We start from the raw sequence: 17,261 nt of genomic DNA on the forward strand, positions 1-17,261 counted from the left end.
ACTATTTTCCACTTTTATCATATTCAAGGCGTTGTTCGTGATAAGAGTTAAGTATAAAATAAAAAGGGTGCTGTCTATCCATGTCACCAAGCTCTTTATCCGAATGCCTGTGAGCGCCTGAATGCTCTTTAACTGAGCCTCGTAGTCCATCGCCATTTTGAAGTGGGAGCCGCTCCGATTTACAAGTAGGAGGATCCGTTGACCTTCGTAATGGAATTATAATATATGCGTCCGACGCTCCCTATGATATCAGTGATGAAGCTTTGGCTCCGTACGATGAGTAATTAAAGGATCCCGATATCTACGAGAAGCCCGAGGAAACCATCCCCGGGCTTTTAGGCATTTCCAATCTTTTGTATCAACTACGTATTGCTTAAAGTATTTATTAACACTCCCCTATGAGCGCCAAAAATACGTATATTACTGGAGACAATATTAGGTTTGTTTGAAGGTTCTCTATATTAATGTTCATTGAATTACCGCTAGTGTTATTAAGGGATGTTTTTATTAATGCCAAAAAGCTATCGGCTTTATGTTGAAGATTTAATCTTATACCCTTAATTTGTAGCCTTATGGCAACACTTGTTGTTGACACTCCATAGGTATTACCTGTGACAGTTTGAGCAGACACGTTAACCGGATCCAATATTTTCTTGCCTGCAACCAAAGCAATTCCAGCTGCACTGACACCAGCAATGAATTTCCTTCTTGATAAACCCTTGTCCTTTTCTTCCACAAACAATCCCTCCTCGATACTATTCGTATCAACAATACCATCTACTGGGATTTTTTGTATATTAAAGAGTAGAGCCCTAAGAGAGAGCACTCCTTAGGGCTTTACTCTTTTATTGATCGATCATTTCGTCTGGAAGCTTAACTGAGAGTTTCCCAGTGATATCATGACATAAAAATACCCTAGCCCTACTGCTATTTAAGCAACAAGACAAGGGTTATGATTTTTAATCATCGTCACGAATAGCAATAAATACTTTGTTCGTTTCCTCACTTGCTAGAAATTCTTGGGGCCCTGTAAGTCTTATAGAAAACGATTTGAATAATTCCTTTTTGGTGTCATTCACAAGTTTTACAGTTATGGTTTTTTTTACTTCATCTCCGGCGAAAGTCAGCGTACCACTGTTAGTAATATAATCAGAGCCTGGATACGCCGTATCAGCCACTGTTGTGTAGTTCACAGAAATTTGCCCATAATCGCCTCCTGTCCGGTATACATTTACTGTTACAGTATCGGCAGATTCATCAGCCCAAATTAATGCTGATTTGAAATCGAACTTAATTTTTCCTCCGGAATCAGTAAGTAAAAATTTAAATAACTTCCCGGAATCAAGTACATAGTACCAATTTTCATCATCCAATTTGATCATTTGTGCAGTATAGGGCGATAAATCTATCAGTCTCAAGTTTAATCCTTTTCCGTAATACCTCTTATCACCAACTTTTATAATGACCTCACCATCTTCTGAAAAACCCTCAATATGCGCTTTTGACCATGAATGATCACTAAAAGAATAATTTATACCATACTCAAGTGGGCAAAATATTTCAACCCGGTACCCCCTTGAATAGACATAACAATTGTTACTCAGTTTGTGTTCTTCATAGTCGAAGTTTTGATATGTAATTCCACTCTGAATTTTAAGTTCATTTTTTTGAAAGTCGTATTTATATAAAATTACATCAAAGGAATTACTGTAATGGCGCTCATCACTAAAAAATAATTTATTTCCATAAAAAATGCTTCCAAAATTAAAATTTTGATATTCAGAGGCATTCACTTGAGTAACTTTAGTTTGACCATTGGTAAAGTAAACTACGACTACTCCTTGCTCATTTACATAAGCCACGTTACCATCTTTAGAAACATAGGCATTTTCATATTTGGAATTATATCCATTTTCACTCGAAACATTTTTCAAACTGTTACTATTTGTGTCTAGTACCCAAATTTGAATAGGATCATTATACTGCCTTGTAACGAAGGTGATATACGTGCCATTTTTTTGAATAAACTGGCCCACATTTTCGTTTAGAACAGTTTGGATTACACCATTCTTCCACGAATATAAGCTTGAGTTTGCCACATACACAACTCCACTACCTGTTAAATATCCTTTTTGTGCATAAGTTGCACTAATTACGGTATCTTGCCCAGTAATTATATCTCTAAGGTGTAATGAACTGTTTGCATTGTTCGAGTATAAAATTCTAGTCGTATCAAAATCTACGATGGTCCCTGGAACTGATGCGATTTCTACGGATTGAGCTTTTGCTACAGATGACAATCCAAGAAGAAGGAACATGAATAAACCTAAAAACAACATGGAACGAAGTAAACTCTTGTTTGCGGAGACAAGCATTTTCTCACTCCTTAAAATGGAATATTTTGTAATTGAAACAAATCGTATCATATCATTAATCTTATTTGTAGACAAGGGATAGTAGGCTCAAATTTACTTCTGGTGAAAAAAAAGAAAAGAGCCCCCACCCAGCCATTTGCTGCCAAATGAGGGCTTTGTCATTTATCTTTGTTTTTATTAAGAATGGGAAGAAATCTTTTCATGGTTACACCCACTTTATAAAATAGGATCCGCTACCATCAGGCACCGATCCTCTATTATTCATGCTACTGAATCTTGTGCGTCACTTTTTAATCACCTATCGGGCCGCGCTTCTTAGTTATCGACTCCACTAATTTATTGATGGAATCGCCAATTCTCACGACTTCTTCTTGATGTTCTTTTAGGGCCATGTGCGCTGGCAGACGTGAAGCATTTGATTAATCTCAGCAATACGTTCTTGTTCGTTTTTGGACATACTCACTTCCGTATTGCCCTGATAAGTCAACAGCTCCAAAATATCCTTGCTGGACAAGGCCAGGAGCGACTTCACATTCAGTCCCAGCAAATGACGGCTTGCCTCGTCTAATAATTGCTGAGCGTCACCGATAGGGATGTGCTCCTTGTTAAACAATATCCGATGCAGCGCCAATGTCATCTGCTCGATTTGCCGCATAAAATAGTCACGTCTGAACAAAAGAGCTTCCCCCATCCTCCGGAAAAAATGCCTCTTTTCGGCTTATCATGCATCTGGATGAAACTCAAAAGCAGATATCGCCCATTTTTCCCCATCTATCGCACCATTGATAGTAGCCCTTCATAAACTAACTTTGACTGTATCCCTTAACCTTGTATTTCCCAATACCCGAGCAAGGAGGGGTGACACACATCCATGGGCAGCGACCACAAAAACAAATTTCTACTTACGAACCGCGAACGAGAAGTATTCGAACTTTTGGTGCAGGACAAAACGACTAAGGATATCGCGCAGCAGCTTTTCATAAGCGAAAAGACTGTTCGAAATCACATATCGAACGTCATGCAGAAGCTGAACGTAAAGGGTCGTTCACAAGCGGTTGTAGAACTGATCAAGCTTGGGGAATTAAAGATCTGATTCCGTCAGTACGCGGATCCATGCAAGCCTTCGGACCTCCTTCTATGGAGCGTTGCGGGGGCTTTTTATGTGGAGGGGGGAGGGGACTCGCAATGGAACAATGATCCATCCAACCCACTAACCCCCTGTCTCCAGACTCTATGAGCCCAAGCGGACTGGTGCTATACTTAACTTACGAATCAACTCCGGTAATCAGCGCCTTTCCTCCTCCAGGCAAGCGCTCTACATATTTACCAAGCATTCATGAAAAATGACGTGCAAACTGATCTCAGTTTTGCGCGTCATTTTTCTTTTTATTTAACGACGCTGGCGGGTAAAGGCTCATTATGCTATGTTGGAAGAAAATGTGAGTAAGGAAGTGCGTGAAATGACAGGCAATCCGCTTCAGCCATACGATTTTCATCCGATTTTGGAGACATGGTTCAGCTCCCGCTTCGGAGAACCTACCGATGTTCAGAAACAAGCATGGCGGCACATTGCTTCTGGTGCGCACACGCTTATTTCTTCACCCACCGGTTCAGGGAAAACGTTAGCAGCTTTATTGCCGTGCATGGATAGCATTGCCAAAATGAAGATAACTCAGGAAGCCAGTGAAGCCGGAGTCCGAGTACTGGTCGTGACACCGCTTAAGGCGTTGAATAACGATATTCATGATCATTTGCTGCATTTCATGGCGGAGATCGATGAGCTTGCCACATCCTCCGCGCGAACAGCGGGCTGGCCAGGTCTCACGGTCGGTGTGCGGACCGGCGACACAACGCAAAGTACGCGGGCATCGATGCTTAGGCAGCCGCCGGATATTCTGGTGACGACGCCGGAGTCGCTATACTTGCTTCTGACCTCGCCGCGCGCGAGAGGTATGCTGAAAAGCGTGGAGCGAATCATCGTCGATGAGATCCACGATCTGGCAGCGGACAAGCGCGGCATGCACTTGTCGCTCACGCTGGAGCGGCTGACTGCGTGGTGCGGCCGATCCGTGCAGCGGATCGGCGTTTCGGCAACGCAAAAGCCAATCCAGCGCGTTGCGCTTTATCTTGGCGGCTGGGACGGTGATCAGCCGCGCGAGGTAGCGATTGTCGAGAGCAGCGCTGACAAACGCTATGAGCTGCAGGTGACGATGCCGGAACCTGCGCGGGCGGGGGCAGACAAGGAGGCGGTATGGACGCCCCTTGTGGAAAAACTGCTGCAGCTTATGGAAGGAAGCGCTACAACACTTCTATTCGCAAACAGCCGCAGGCTTTGCGAGCGGTTGACCTTGCGGTTGAACGATCACGTCGGGCACGAGATCGCGCGGAGCCACCACGGCAGTGTCGCCCGCGAGAAGCGGCTCGAAGTCGAGCGCATGCTGAAGGCCGGTGAGCTTCGCTGCCTCGTGGCCACGTCGTCGCTTGAGCTCGGCATCGACGTCGGGCATGTCGATCTGGTCGTCCAGATCGACTCGCCGTTCACTGCGGCCGCCGGCATCCAGCGCATCGGCCGTGCCGGCCACGCCGTCGGCAGCACCAGCCGCGGCGTCCTGCTTGCGCGCAGCCGCAGCCTGCTGCCGGAGCTGGCCGTGCTCAGCAGGCGCATCGCAGCGCGCGACATCGAGGCCATCCGCATTCCGCGGGGGAGCCTCGATGTGCTGGCGCAGCAGATCGTCGCCATGGCAGCCATGGACGACGGTCTGGATGTCGCGAGCCTGGAGCGGCTGCTCGCGCAGAGCGACAGCTACCGCGGATTGCCTCGCGAGCAGTGGCTCGCCATGCTCGACGTGCTCGCAGGCTTTTACCCCTTCGTGCGTCCCCTTATCGAATGGGACCGCGAAACAGGCCGCCTGCTGCCTTTGGCGGCCACGCAGATGGCTGCGCTTATCGGCGCAGGCACTATCCCGCAAAGCACGGCGTACCCCGTGCATCACCATGAAACCGGGCTTCATCTCGGCGAGCTTGATGAAGAATTCATTCACGAATCGTCCATAGGCGACGTGTTCCAGCTTGGAACGGCTTCCTGGCGAATCGTCCGCATGCGTCCGGAACGGATCTATGTCCGCGAAGCCGACAATCGTTACAGCGAAATCCCCTTCTGGCGAGGGGAATCGGGCGGCAAATCGTTTGAGCTTGGCGTGCAAACCGGAAACATATGGCGGGAGCTCCGCGATCGCTTGCACATGCAGTCAGACGATCACTCCCTGATCGCTTCCTCCGAGGCTCGATCACAAGCCAATCTTCACGTCCAAGCATGGTTAATGAGCACCTATGGTTTTGATGCCGAAGCCAGTGAAAGCCTCATTGCGCTCGTTCGCAATCAAATCGCCGTTAACACAGTACCGACGGACACAACGATTGTCATCGAAACCTTTGCAGACGAAAACAGTCAGACTCACTATGTGCTGCACAGCTTATTGGGACGAAAGTTCAACCGGACATGGCTGATCGCGATTGACCTCGCTTTGAAGGGGTACGGTCACTCAGCCATTTATACGAATGCCAAAGATAACGGCATCGAGCTGATTTTCCCGGTATATAATGAAGCTATTTTACATAAAATCATGTCCTTAACCTTCAAACAGGCCGAACAATACGTCATTGACGGCGTCGCCGCATCCGGTATGTTCAGCGCAGCTTTCCAGAGGCTTGCAGAAACATCACTCCTGTTATCGAGAAGCTTTACCCGGATGCCTGCCTGGAAAAAAAGGCTCCGGGGGCAGGAGCTTCTCAAGGAAGCCCTCCCCTTCAGGGAACGATTTCCTTTATTTCAAGAAGCGATGCGCGAATGCCTGGAAGACCAAGTCGACCTCCAGCATCTCCAAGAAGTTCTGGATGCCTTGGCTGACGGCACCATGCAGTTCGCCGTGCATCGCAATCATTTCCCTTCACCACTAGCAGCTCAGTTCCAATCCGATTATGTGCATCAAAGGATCTATGAGTCCGACGCGCTTTCTCAAGATTTGCAGGTCGAGCTGCTTGGATTCAGCCGTCAAATGGCAGCCGATGTGTTCGGTGCGGAATCCATCCGCAACGCGATTAATCCGCAAGTCATTGCCGATGAAGAGAGCAAGCTGGCGAGACGGGAAGCTCCCCTGGCATCAGCCGAGGAGCTTCACCGTTATTTGAAAGAACGCGGAGATGCCTCCGCCGAAGAGCTGCGTCAGGCGAGTGCAAACGCTGCCCCTCAGGTTGATAGTTGGATTGAAGTGCTCACGAAAAAATCATTCATTACGAGCATAACGTGGTTGAACGAAACCCGGTTCTTTTGCAGCGAAGAACTTGAGTTCTATAGCTCTCTTTCGGACTCTTCCATCTCGCAAACGTTCGTTTTTCAACGATTTGCCGATGGGAAGCTTTCTTTTACAACTGACGAACTGGCTGCACGGTATGATATTCCCCGAGAATTCGCTGCCTCTTGGATTGCAGCAGCTATAGCATCAGGCTCCATCGCAACTGCTCCTTTTGCCGATCCTGAGGTCGAAGAACTGTGGACGAGCTCCAAGGTCGCTTCCCGATTGATTCGTCTATCGCTCCAATCCTATCGGCGCAATGGACAAGGAGTTTCGCCATTTACATTTTTGCAGCACATGCCTTTATGGCGCAAGCTAACGGAGCATTCCGAGCAAACAGGGATCGAAGCGCTTCGCGAAGTCATCCGTGACCTGCAAGGGCTCTTCCTTCCTGTTTCTCTCTGGGAGTCTGTCCTCTTTCCGACAAGACAGCCCGCTTACCGCAAGCAGGAACTGGACCTTCTATGTTCGTCCGGAGAGATTCTGTGGATCGGCCGTAAGGACCCTGAGGAGAAAGAGGGAAAGATCGCTTTCTTCCTAGCCGAAAGCAACCTGCTATTTGAGCCATGCCTTGCCGCTGTTCAGAACAAACCCGTCTCGCAGCCCGAGCTTCTGAGCGTACTTCAACATAAAGGCGCCAGCTTCCTAAGCAAGCTTGGCCTTGAAACAGGCAGAGCCCCTTCGGTGCTGCTGGATGAACTTCTTCAGTTAGTGTGGGACGGACGTGCAGCGAACGACCAATTCGCGCCGCTACGCTTACATGCGCAGGGCACTTCGAAAAAGCCCGAAAAATTTCAATCCGGACTTGGCCGTTGGTATTCGCTCGATTCCATGCTAAGCCCTGCCTTCGACAAGGCGGCCTCATCTGTTGCGTGGACGCATCATTTGTTGGAACGTTTTGGGATCATCACGAAGGAGCTTGTAGCTGCAATGTGCCCATTCCCATGGGATTCCATTTTCGCAGCACTTAAACAATTAGAGGAGTGGGGTCTTGTTGTACGCGGATTATTTATAACGGATGTGCCTTATCTGCAATTTGCTACGAAGGATTTCGTTGCGATACTTCACCAACATTCAGCCCTTCAAACGGATGGCCCTTCATCAGCTTTGAAGCAGCATGCCCATCACATCTCTCTGCTAAATGCGGTAGATCCGGCGAACCCATTTGGTTCGCTTGTTCCTTGGCTGGAAGTCCCAGGCATTTCGTTTTCCCGTAAAAGCGGCAATTTCTTAGCCTTTCGCGGCAACCAATGGCTGTACTGGATTGAAAATAACGGGAAGCGCATCTACCCTATCCATCAAACACAAAGCCAGGAAGAAAACCCGAAAGAGCTGATCGCCCTGGAGTTGAAAAGCATGTTCCGCTTATTTTTAAAGCAAAATCAGCTGCGCAAAATTGTTATCGACAGCTGGAACGGAGTTCGTATTGCAGAAGCGCCTGAACAAGAGTATTTAAAGCTGCTTGGAGCCGAAAAAGACCGCGCCAGCTTCGTGCTCTGGCCCAGCCAACTCCAATAAAACGATGAACGGACAGTCAACATGAAACTCGTGAGGTTTAGTGTCAATAAACGGGCATCCGGCCAATTCGGCCTCAGGATGCTCATTTATGTTCACTTTGCTTAAGCACGTTCCACCTTAACTGCGCAAATTTTGAATTCTGGCATTCGGCTTGTCGGATCCAGCGCATCAATCGTCAGCTTATTAACCGAGAGTTCTTCCCCCCAATGAAAAGGGACAAATACGGTTCGCGGTTGAATGCCCTCCGTCACTTTAACTTGAAAAACAAGCGAACCGCGACGGCTGGTGATCCGAATTTGATCATCAATGCCTAGGCCAATCCGACCGGCTAGCCATGGATGTATTTCCGCCACAGGTACGGGCGCTTTCTTATTCAGACCTTCCGTACGCCGGGTTTGAGCACCGCTTAAATAATGGTTGCCTAACCGCCCCGTGGTAAGCACATAGGGATAATCCGTATCAATGGGCTCAGCAGGCATTTTGGGCGTAATGCCAAACAGCTTTGCTTTACCATCCGCATGATAAAAGGATTCCTTAAACAACTGCGGACTTCCGGGATGCTCATTCGAAGGACACGGCCAGAAAAGCCCCTTCTCCGCTTTGAGCCGGTCATACGTAATGCCGCTGTAATCCGCCTTGCCACCGGCAGATGCGCGTGCAAGTTCAGCAAACACATCTTCAATGCCGTTATATTGAAAATACGCACCGCGCCCAAGTTCTGCAGCCAATTCACAAATGATGTGATAATCCAGCTTGGCATTGCCGGGAAGCTCCAGCGCTTTACCGCGATGGAACACCCTGCCCTCCAGGTTGGTTAAGGTGCCTTCCGCTTCAAGGAAGGAAGAGCCTGGCAGCAAATAGTGCGCGTATTTGGCTGTTTCCGTCTCAAACATATCCACCACGACAAGCAGTTCCAACTTCTGCAAAGCCCGTTCCACCATTTGACTGTTCGGGCTTGAAACAAGCGGATTAGAGCCCAACACAATCAAGGCCTTAATCTCGCCTTCATCGACTTTTTGCAACAGTTCGTAAGCCGAAACGCCTTTCCCAGGAAGCTCATCGGGATGGATGCCCCATACCCCGGCTACATGTTCGCGTGCGGCCGGATCCTCAATCAGGCGGTAGCCTGGCAATTGATCGGCCTTTTGTCCATGTTCTCGCCCGCCTTGGCCGTTCGCTTGACCGGTTACGGCTCCGTAACCGCAGCCTTTGCGCCCTATTTTGCCAGTGAGAAGTGTTAAATTAATATAGTTCAGCGTGTTCTCTACGCCGTTTATTTGCTGCTCCAGACCTCGTGCCGTAAGTACAATTCCCGTCTCCGCTTTGGCGAAGCCGCGCGCAACCGTGCGAACAACACCTTCCAGAACGCCTGTAATCTCTTCTACTCTTGATGGCGTAAAGGAACGTACCGCTTCCTTCACCTGTTCAAGCCCATGCGTCCGATCTCTGACAAAAGATTCTGCAAACAGCTTTTCTTCAATAATGACATGCAAGAGTCCATTCACAAAAACAGAATCAAAACCAGGCTGGAGCCGCACATGAATATCCGCTACCTTCGAGGTCATGGTGTTGCGAGGATCGATGGTGACGATCACCGCGCCGTTTTTCTTCGCTTCGAGCAAATAAGGCATCATCGTTGGCTGGCATTCCGCAATATTAGTGCCAGCCAAAATGATGTATTTGGCATTCGGTATTTCCGAAAGAGGCATCGTCATTCCCCGGTCGAGCCCAAAAGCCTGATTGCTTGCCGCTGCGGCAGACGACATACAGTAACGTCCATTGTAATCAATATATTTAGAACGTAAAGCTACACGTGTAAATTTACCAAGCAGGTAGCTCACTTCGTTCGTTAACGATCCGCCGCCGTATACGCCGACAGCATCGTTGCCATGCTTCGCTTGCAGCCTTTTAATTTTATCAGCAATATCCTTAAGCGCATGACCCCATGTTACATCATGCCAACCCTGAGAGTCACCGTACGCTCTGTGCAAGGGCTCCGTAATCCGCTCGGGATGAATAACGTGCTCCAGCGAGTTCAGTCCCTTCTGACAGAGACGGCCTGTCGCCACAGGAAATGATTGGCTTGGCTTGATAGTGAGTCCCGGGCCCTTTTCATTCGGTTGGAGTGTAAGCCCGCACTGCATGCTGCAGAAGCAGCAGTGGGACGAGGTCATCTCCATCGTTGTCAGCGCTGCTTTCATCGCACCTCACCCCCACTCACTTTAAGCAGATTAGCTGGCCAAATCGCCAGTTATTGGGAACCCAATATACACGCTTCCCTCTTGAACTTTTGTCGAATACGTCTTCACACACCCTGTATCAGGCGCTTGCACCAAACCCGAAGGAAGATGAATTTTACGATCATGGAGCGGACAAAAAATGTGATCGTCGCAGACGATGCCTTCCGCCAAAACGCCTTCCTTGTGCGGGCAGCGGTTCTGAATCGCTTGAAGCTTGCCGCTGCTTAACTTGAAGAGCGCCACTTCTTCACCTTTATATCGAATTGTTTTCCCTGTATTCACAGCCAGCTCATCATAGGCTACGGCTTGCACCCAAACCATTTGTTCTTCTTGTACGGCCATACTTGTCTCCTCCCAACGGAAAAATGCTTTTTCTATTTAAGTTCAACCACTTCGTATAAATCTTGGCGAATTTTTTTGCTATCGATAGCTGCTCTCCACGGATCTTGCGTGACCGACAGAGTCACATCCATTCTTGCGCACAGCTCTTTGCGTTGATCCTCATTCAGAACGACTTCACGAACATGCTCGATACCGAGTCTGTGTACCCACTCGCTTGTACGTTCGCCATACTTACCGGTCTCGCGGTAATATTGCAGATACGCTTCTGTGTACTCGATGATCTCCTCTTCGGTTTTAACGGTTGCCAGCAGGTCGCCAACGCGTACCTTCACACCGCCGTTACCGCCAGCATACAACTCCCATCCGCCATCGACGGAAACAACGCCAAGATCTTTAATGCCGGATTCCGCACAGTTCCGCGGACAACCGGATACCGCCATTTTCACTTTTGCCGGTGTATTGAGCCGTTCAAACCGTTTCTCCAATTGAATCCCGACACCCATGGCGTCTCCTGTGCCGAATCGGCAGAAGGTTTCGCCTACACAAGTTTTCACGGTACGGAGCGCTTTACCGTAGGCATATCCAGACGGCATATCGAGCGCTTCCCACATCGCGGTCAAATCTTCTTTTTTCACGCCAAGCAAGTCGATGCGTTGTCCGCCTGTAAGCTTCACTGTTGGAACATTGAATTGTTCCGCCACTTCGGCAATCCGCTTCAAATCCTTCGGGCTGGTCACGCCGCCATACATACGCGGAACGACCGAATAGGTGCCGTCTTTCTGAATGTTCGCATGCATACGCTCATTGACGAAGCGTGATGTGCTGTCATCCTTATAAGTTTCAGGGCTAACCATCCCTAAGTAGTAGTTCAGTGCAGGACGACACTTCGAGCAGCCTTCTTCGTTTTTCCAGCCGAGCACGTGCATGACTTCACGAACGTGGGATAGCCCCTTTTCGCGAATCGCCGTTACCACTTCATCGCGTGTATGATCTGTGCAACCGCAAATGGTTTCCTTCGCAGCGTTCTTATCATAAGAATCGCCGAGCGTGTAAGCCAACAAATCGCTGACAAGCGGTTTGCAGCCGCCACAAGAACGGGATGCCGTCGTGCAGTTTTTTACTTCTTCCACAGTGGTCAAGCCTTGCTCACGGATGGCCGAACAGATCGTTCCTTTCGTTACCCCGTTACAGCCGCAAATAATCGCGTCGTCCTTCATATCAGCCACACCGGAAGCTGCGCCGCCACCGCCGGAAGAATCCGTCAGGATCGCCGTCTTGCCCATGCCGCTAATGTCCGTTTCTTCACGAATCATTTGCATTAAACGCGTACCGTCGGCTGTGTCCCCGAACAGAACGGCGCCGATGATTTTGTTGTCTTTAATCACAACTTTCTTATAAATGCCGGAAAATTCATCGTGTACGCGAATGGCTTTCGTACCTTCGGCATCCATGAACTGGCCGCCTGAGAACACGTCAACGCCGGATACTTTGAGCTTCGTATAGACAACTGAACCTTCATAAGGGCCCGTTTCAACGCCTGCCAAATGTTTTGCAAGCACCGCGCCTTGCTCATAAAGCGGAGCCACGAGACCATAAGCGATGCCACGGTGCATCGCGCATTCGCCTACGGCGTACACATTCGGGATACTCGTTTGCAAATAGTCATTCACGATGATCCCTGGATTACACTCAAGACCCGCATTTTTCGCGAGCTCGACATTCGGTCGGATACCTACAGCCATGACGATCAAATCAGCTTCAGCAACGCTACCGTCTTTGAACTTCAAACCTTTTACTCGCTTGTCGCCAACGATTTCGGCGGACTGCTTTTCGAGAAGGAAGTTGATCCCCTGCTCTTCAAGCGCAGCTTGCAGCATTTTCGAAGCCTGACGGTCAAGCTGGCGCTCCATAATCGTGTCTACGATGTGGACGACATCGACTTGCATGCCTAAGTTCAGAAAGCCCCTCGCCGCTTCAAGTCCAAGCAGACCGCCGCCAATGACAATCGCTTTCTTGTACTTCTTCGCCGATTCCATCATAATTTCGCAATCACGAATCGTTCGATACGCCATAACGCCTTCTTTATCCACGCCCGGCAAAGGAATCATGAATGGATTAGAACCTGTCGCAATCAACAATTTATCGTAAGAAACCGTCAGCCCTTTATCGCTTGTTACCGTTTGGGCGGTTGTATCGATTTGAGTTACAGTGTGATTCGTGTGCAATGTAATGCCATTGCTTTCATACCATTCATAAGGATGAATGACGATATCCTCTACTTTGGAATCTCCGGCGAGCACGTAGGACAACAGGATTCGGTTGTAGTTCGGATGCGGTTCGCTGCCGAAAATCGTAACCTCATATTTATCAGGAGCCAGTTTCAGCAGATGTTCAACGGCATTCACGCCAGCCATTCCGTTTCCGATTAATACGAGCTTTTCCTTGTGTGTCATTACAATCTCCCTTTCTATGGTTCAATCTTGAAAAAAAGGTCACCCGGGAGCACGCGCTCCCAGACGACAAAAGTTGGGATATGGAGCTTGAGTCGTTCAATCTGAACGATCAAAGACGAATACAACGTAAACGTCTTTGCGCATACAGCCTGATCGTCTGGACTCGCAGGCTGCATGCGCAAAGCTTTTACTTTATATTCAGGCTGCCGGCCCATTCAATCTGACCGGCAACCCGCGTGAAACATCTAAGCGTGCGCGCTATCCAAAGGTGCAGCCGTTTTTACTTTGCCGCCTTCACCGATCCATGAGCGTTTCCATTTCCCTTGCACAACCGTAATGACCAGCAAACAGAAGATGGCGATACCGCTGAGAATCAGAAAGCCTGGTGTGAATGAGCCCGTAGAAAGTTTCATGTTACCGAGAATTTTGGGCAAGAAGTAACCGCCCAGTCCACCAGCTGCCCCAACGATGCCCGTTATCATGCCAACTTCATTGCTGAAGCGCTGAGGCACGAGCTGGAACACTGCGCCATTACCCATCCCCATGCACATCATGCCAATAAAGAGGAGCACTGTTGTCATACCTAAGCCTGGCAGTGAAGATACGGCCGCAAGCATCAAGCCGATTACGCCATACAAAGTCATCAGCATGCGTAAGCCGCCCATTTTATCAGAAAGCCAGCCGCCTACCGGACGGAAGAAACTTCCTGCAATGATGCAGATGGTCGCGAAATCAGCAGCTGCAACCGGACTTAATTTATACTGCGTATTGAAGAAAATCGTTAAGTAGTTAGCCATACCGGAGAATCCTCCGAAGGTCACCATGTATAACAAACAGAACACCCAAGTATCTTTTTGCTTAAGCACTCGACCGTAATCCGCCAGCTTTGCGGGCGCCGGTTGAGAAGGGCTGTCTTTCGCCGTGAAAATGAAGAAGAGGAATACAATGACTAATGGAATGAGCGCCAAGCCGAACACCACATGCCAACTGCCATAATGCTGAGCCAGACGATTCGCAAACAAGGTAGCAAAGATCGTACCGCTATTTCCCGCACCGGCAATCCCGAGCGCTAAACCTTGGTACTCCGGCGGATACCAGCGGCTTGCCAATGGCAGCGCGGCGGCGAAGCTAGCTCCGGCGATCCCCAGCATCAAAGCAACAAAGTACATATCATTGAGAGAATTCGCCACTTTCCAGCCGAAGATTAAAGGAACGACTGTTAAGATCATGCCAATGATCGCCGTTTTGCGCGGTCCGATTCGGTCAGTCAAGTAACCAAGCACGAGCCGGAGAATGGAACCTCCCAGAGCAGGCAATGCGACCAGATTTGCTTTTTGCGCAGCATCCAGTTCAAAATCCTTGGCAATCAGTACAGCGAGCGGGCCCAACATAACCCAAATCATAAAGCTCATGTCAAAATACAAAAATGCACTTAGCAGCGACCCCTTGTGACCACTTTGCAAAAAACTTTTCCGATCAACCATGTGTTCCCTCTCCTTTGTGCGAGGCTTTTTCGCCTTCTTTTTTTACCTACCCGATTACTTGAATGACTGAACCCCAGCAAAAAAAGACCGACAAACATAAACCGCGTAAATGCGGATTGCTTGATCGGCCTCATTGCCACTGCAGTCACTTCACTGTGATCTGCATGTTAGATTAAATACCATCATTTGAACATAAAAGCCTATCCAATTACATACTTGTAAGGGATAGGCGCCATTGCCTTCGTTGATGAACACACCATTGTGTTCGTTCATATCGTTATTATAGTACGACTTTTTGTTCACGTCAATAAACATAACATAAATAATTTTATTATGAACTCTTCCTATTATATATCGACAAAATTTGAATCCATATGCTATAGTAATGCCGTATATATCATTAAATATATAGCAATAACCTAACATATACATTACATGAATAAGTTAAGTTTAATGATGATGGAGGTATCGTCATGTTACAAACCTTTATACTGATCGACGAGTTCGAACGAACTCGCCCATTGACCTCCTCCACCTCGCCGGCGCAAAAGCCGAACTCTGCAAATGCCGCCAAGACGACGAAACCCGAATCCATCCTGAAAGACATGGGGTTCCGCGTCTATGCTGCAAGCCATGCGAAAGAAATTTCTTTCATTATTCCTAAAGCAGATGCCGTCCTTTTATCCGTAAGCCCGGATCAAGTGGAGCCATGGCGCGCCCGCGTACTCGCTCACCGCAGTCTTCCCATGTTTTGGTGGTGCGATCCGCTCACCTTTCCAAGCAACGAATGTAAAATCGATTCCGGCATCGATGGATTGATCGGCTCAAAGATGAGTCCTCTGGAAATTCATTGCGCTTTGCTGCTCGGAGTCAATCATTACTTTCAACGGACGGAATGGGAGCAGGAACGTGAGCAGCTGTTATCTAAGCTGGAGGAGCGAAAATGGATTGATCAGGCAAAACGCATTTTAAGTGAAATCAAGCATATTTCTGAGGCGGAAGCATACGACTTCCTCCGCAAGCAGGCGATGAATGAACGTAAACGGATGGTAGATGTCGCCACCTCCATCGTCAAGGTGTATCAATTACTGCAGGATGAGAATAAAGGAGGCCGAAAACGATGATATCCCTTTTAAAAGAAGTGGGACGCGGAAAACGCGGCGCGAGAGATCTTTCTTATGAAGAAGCCTTCCAAGCGGCTGAATGGATATTAAATGGAACATCTACACCTGCTCAGACCGGCGCTTTTCTGGTTGCTGAACGCGTTAAGATGGAATCGTCGGAAGAATTGAAAGCTTTCATTGATGCGCTGCGCACACGCATCACCACATATCCCGTGCCAGGCAGCATCGACTGTGCCGGCCCTTATGATGGACGCGGCCGCACGTTCATCGCGACGCTTCCAACCGCATTCGTGCTCGCCGCATGCGGACTTCCTGCAACGCTTCACGGCAGTCCAAGCATGCCCCCCAAATGGGGCATTACGCTCACGGACGTGCTCGAAGCGTTGAAGGTGCCTGCGCTGCAAGCTTCGCGTGAAGCGCTCATTTCTGCCGCGGCGCGAACAGGCTTCCTGTTTACGCCGACGGAAAGCTGGTGCGCTCCGCTCGGAGAGCTGCGCGGGCTGCGCCAGGAACTCGGGCTGCGCACCGTGTTCAACACCGCAGAGAAGCTGCTTCGCTTCACCGAAGCGCCTTATATGGCGGTCGGTGTATTTCATGGCACCGTGTTTGAGAAAATTACGAATCTGCTCATCGATTTAGGCGTTTCGCACGGGATCGTTGTGCAAGGCATGGAAGGCTCCGAGGATCTATCCGTGGAAAAACGGACGAGAACTTATGTGATTCGCGACAAGGTCAGTGAATTGTTCATCGTCGATCCAGAGCTGTATGAGATGATGGTCGAAGTGCCTGAGGTTGAGTGGACGGCACAGCTCCAAGGAGAAACGGCGCTGGCCGTGCTCCGCGGCACCGCTGAATTGCCTTACCTGAATATGGTGCTTCTCAACAGCGCTGTTCGCTTATGGGTCTCCCAGAAGGCAGGCTCCATCGAAGAAGGCATCTATATGGCTCGTCATGCCATTGAGCAAGGAACAGCTATGCAGAAATTCACGGAATGGACGGAAGCGATCAAGCCGGTGTCTACGAAGTAGGGCGCTCCGTGTAAGGCCCTTTTTAGGCCTTACACGGGCCTCGGGGCGCTTGCCCGCTCCGCGTAAGCGCCATAAAGGCTCTAACAAGCGAGATTGCCTTTCGCTTGTTGGAGCCTCTTTACTTGTAAGGCCCTGTTCAGGCCTTACACCGGTCTCCGGGCGCTTGCTGCTCCGCGTAAGCGCCATAAAGGCTCTAACAAGCGAGATTGCCTTTCGCTTGTTAGAGCCTTGAAACTTGTAAGGCCCTGTTCAGGCCTTACACGGGTCTCCGGGCGCTTACCCGCTCCGCGTAAGCGCCATAAAGGCTCTAACAAGCGAGATTGCCTTTCGCTTGTTAGAGCCTTG

11 protein-coding genes are annotated in these 17,261 nt (G+C 49.1%); 4 read left to right on the forward strand and 7 right to left on the reverse strand.

All coding sequences use genetic code 11. From position 1 onward, the window contains the following. Positions 1-385: 385 nt before the first annotated feature. The 3 genes from ABRS97_RS13690 to ABRS97_RS13700 all read right to left on the reverse strand — a co-directional run bounded on the left by ABRS97_RS13690 (position 386) and on the right by ABRS97_RS13700 (position 3,051). The gene (locus tag ABRS97_RS13690; protein WP_367814688.1) at positions 386-736 is read right to left on the reverse strand and encodes a twin-arginine translocation signal domain-containing protein; all 351 of its coding nucleotides are present in this window, start codon (positions 734-736) and stop codon (positions 386-388) included. Between the two features lie 223 nt (positions 737-959). Continuing rightward, positions 960-2,375: a Calx-beta domain-containing protein gene (locus tag ABRS97_RS13695; protein WP_367859111.1), complete on the reverse strand. Its 1,416-nt coding sequence runs from the start codon at positions 2,373-2,375 to the stop codon at positions 960-962. A gap of 382 nt (positions 2,376-2,757) precedes the next feature. Beyond that, complete coding sequence (locus tag ABRS97_RS13700; RefSeq protein ID WP_367814692.1) at positions 2,758-3,051, reverse strand: DUF6483 family protein; 294 nt, start codon at positions 3,049-3,051, stop codon at positions 2,758-2,760. A 195-nt stretch (positions 3,052-3,246) separates the two neighbouring features. On the opposite strand from ABRS97_RS13700, the gene ABRS97_RS13705 reads away from it, so the two are divergent. After that, positions 3,247-3,468: a helix-turn-helix domain-containing protein gene (locus tag ABRS97_RS13705; protein WP_028556998.1), complete on the forward strand. Its 222-nt coding sequence runs from the start codon at positions 3,247-3,249 to the stop codon at positions 3,466-3,468. A 346-nt stretch (positions 3,469-3,814) separates the two neighbouring features. Then, positions 3,815-8,245: a DEAD/DEAH box helicase gene (locus ABRS97_RS13710; protein ID WP_367814695.1), complete on the forward strand. Its 4,431-nt coding sequence runs from the start codon at positions 3,815-3,817 to the stop codon at positions 8,243-8,245. A 101-nt stretch (positions 8,246-8,346) separates the two neighbouring features. On the opposite strand, the gene ABRS97_RS13715 is transcribed toward ABRS97_RS13710, so the two are convergent. The 4 genes from ABRS97_RS13715 to ABRS97_RS13730 all read right to left on the reverse strand — a co-directional run bounded on the left by ABRS97_RS13715 (position 8,347) and on the right by ABRS97_RS13730 (position 14,764). Beyond that, positions 8,347-10,446, reverse strand: a complete 2,100-nt coding sequence (locus ABRS97_RS13715; RefSeq protein ID WP_367814697.1) for a molybdopterin oxidoreductase family protein — start codon at positions 10,444-10,446, stop codon at positions 8,347-8,349. Between the two features lie 30 nt (positions 10,447-10,476). Beyond that, on the reverse strand, positions 10,477-10,827 hold the full coding sequence (gene nirD / locus ABRS97_RS13720) for a nitrite reductase small subunit NirD (RefSeq protein WP_367814698.1): 351 nt from the start codon (positions 10,825-10,827) through the stop codon (positions 10,477-10,479). A gap of 32 nt (positions 10,828-10,859) precedes the next feature. Further along, positions 10,860-13,280 carry a nitrite reductase large subunit NirB gene (nirB, locus tag ABRS97_RS13725; protein WP_367814700.1) on the reverse strand — a complete coding sequence of 807 codons (2,421 nt, stop codon included), beginning with the start codon at positions 13,278-13,280 and terminating at the stop codon, positions 10,860-10,862. Positions 13,281-13,525: 245 nt separating this feature from the next. Then, complete coding sequence (locus tag ABRS97_RS13730; protein ID WP_367814702.1) at positions 13,526-14,764, reverse strand: nitrate/nitrite transporter; 1,239 nt, start codon at positions 14,762-14,764, stop codon at positions 13,526-13,528. A gap of 473 nt (positions 14,765-15,237) precedes the next feature. Here ABRS97_RS13730 and ABRS97_RS13735 point away from each other — a divergent pair, with 473 nt between their 5' ends. Both ABRS97_RS13735 and ABRS97_RS13740 read left to right on the forward strand, forming a co-directional pair. Beyond that, on the forward strand, positions 15,238-15,888 hold the full coding sequence (locus ABRS97_RS13735) for an ANTAR domain-containing response regulator (protein WP_367814704.1): 651 nt from the start codon (positions 15,238-15,240) through the stop codon (positions 15,886-15,888). Beyond that, complete coding sequence (locus ABRS97_RS13740; protein WP_367814706.1) at positions 15,885-16,916, forward strand: anthranilate phosphoribosyltransferase; 1,032 nt, start codon at positions 15,885-15,887, stop codon at positions 16,914-16,916. The genes ABRS97_RS13735 and ABRS97_RS13740 overlap by 4 nt, the downstream gene beginning before the upstream one ends. Positions 16,917-17,261: the final 345 nt, after the last annotated feature.

Origin of the sequence: Paenibacillus tabacirhizosphaerae, assembly GCF_040812395.1 — a bacterium.
Lineage (GTDB): Bacteria > Bacillota > Bacilli > Paenibacillales > NBRC-103111 > Paenibacillus_E.

Bases quoted from the DNA above. Each gene is read 5' to 3' on its own strand.
- ABRS97_RS13695 (WP_367859111.1), bottom strand. From the start codon at position 2,375: ATGCTTGTCTCCGCAAACAAGAGTTTACTTCGTTCCATGTTGTTTTTA.
- ABRS97_RS13705 (WP_028556998.1), top strand. From the start codon at position 3,247: ATGGGCAGCGACCACAAAAACAAATTTCTACTTACGAACCGCGAACGA.
- ABRS97_RS13715 (WP_367814697.1), bottom strand. From the start codon at position 10,446: ATGAAAGCAGCGCTGACAACGATGGAGATGACCTCGTCCCACTGCTGC.
- nirD (WP_367814698.1), bottom strand. From the start codon at position 10,827: ATGGCCGTACAAGAAGAACAAATGGTTTGGGTGCAAGCCGTAGCCTAT.
- nirB (WP_367814700.1), bottom strand. From the start codon at position 13,280: ATGACACACAAGGAAAAGCTCGTATTAATCGGAAACGGAATGGCTGGC.
- ABRS97_RS13730 (WP_367814702.1), bottom strand. From the start codon at position 14,764: ATGGTTGATCGGAAAAGTTTTTTGCAAAGTGGTCACAAGGGGTCGCTG.
- ABRS97_RS13735 (WP_367814704.1), top strand. From the start codon at position 15,238: ATGTTACAAACCTTTATACTGATCGACGAGTTCGAACGAACTCGCCCA.
- ABRS97_RS13740 (WP_367814706.1), top strand. From the start codon at position 15,885: ATGATATCCCTTTTAAAAGAAGTGGGACGCGGAAAACGCGGCGCGAGA.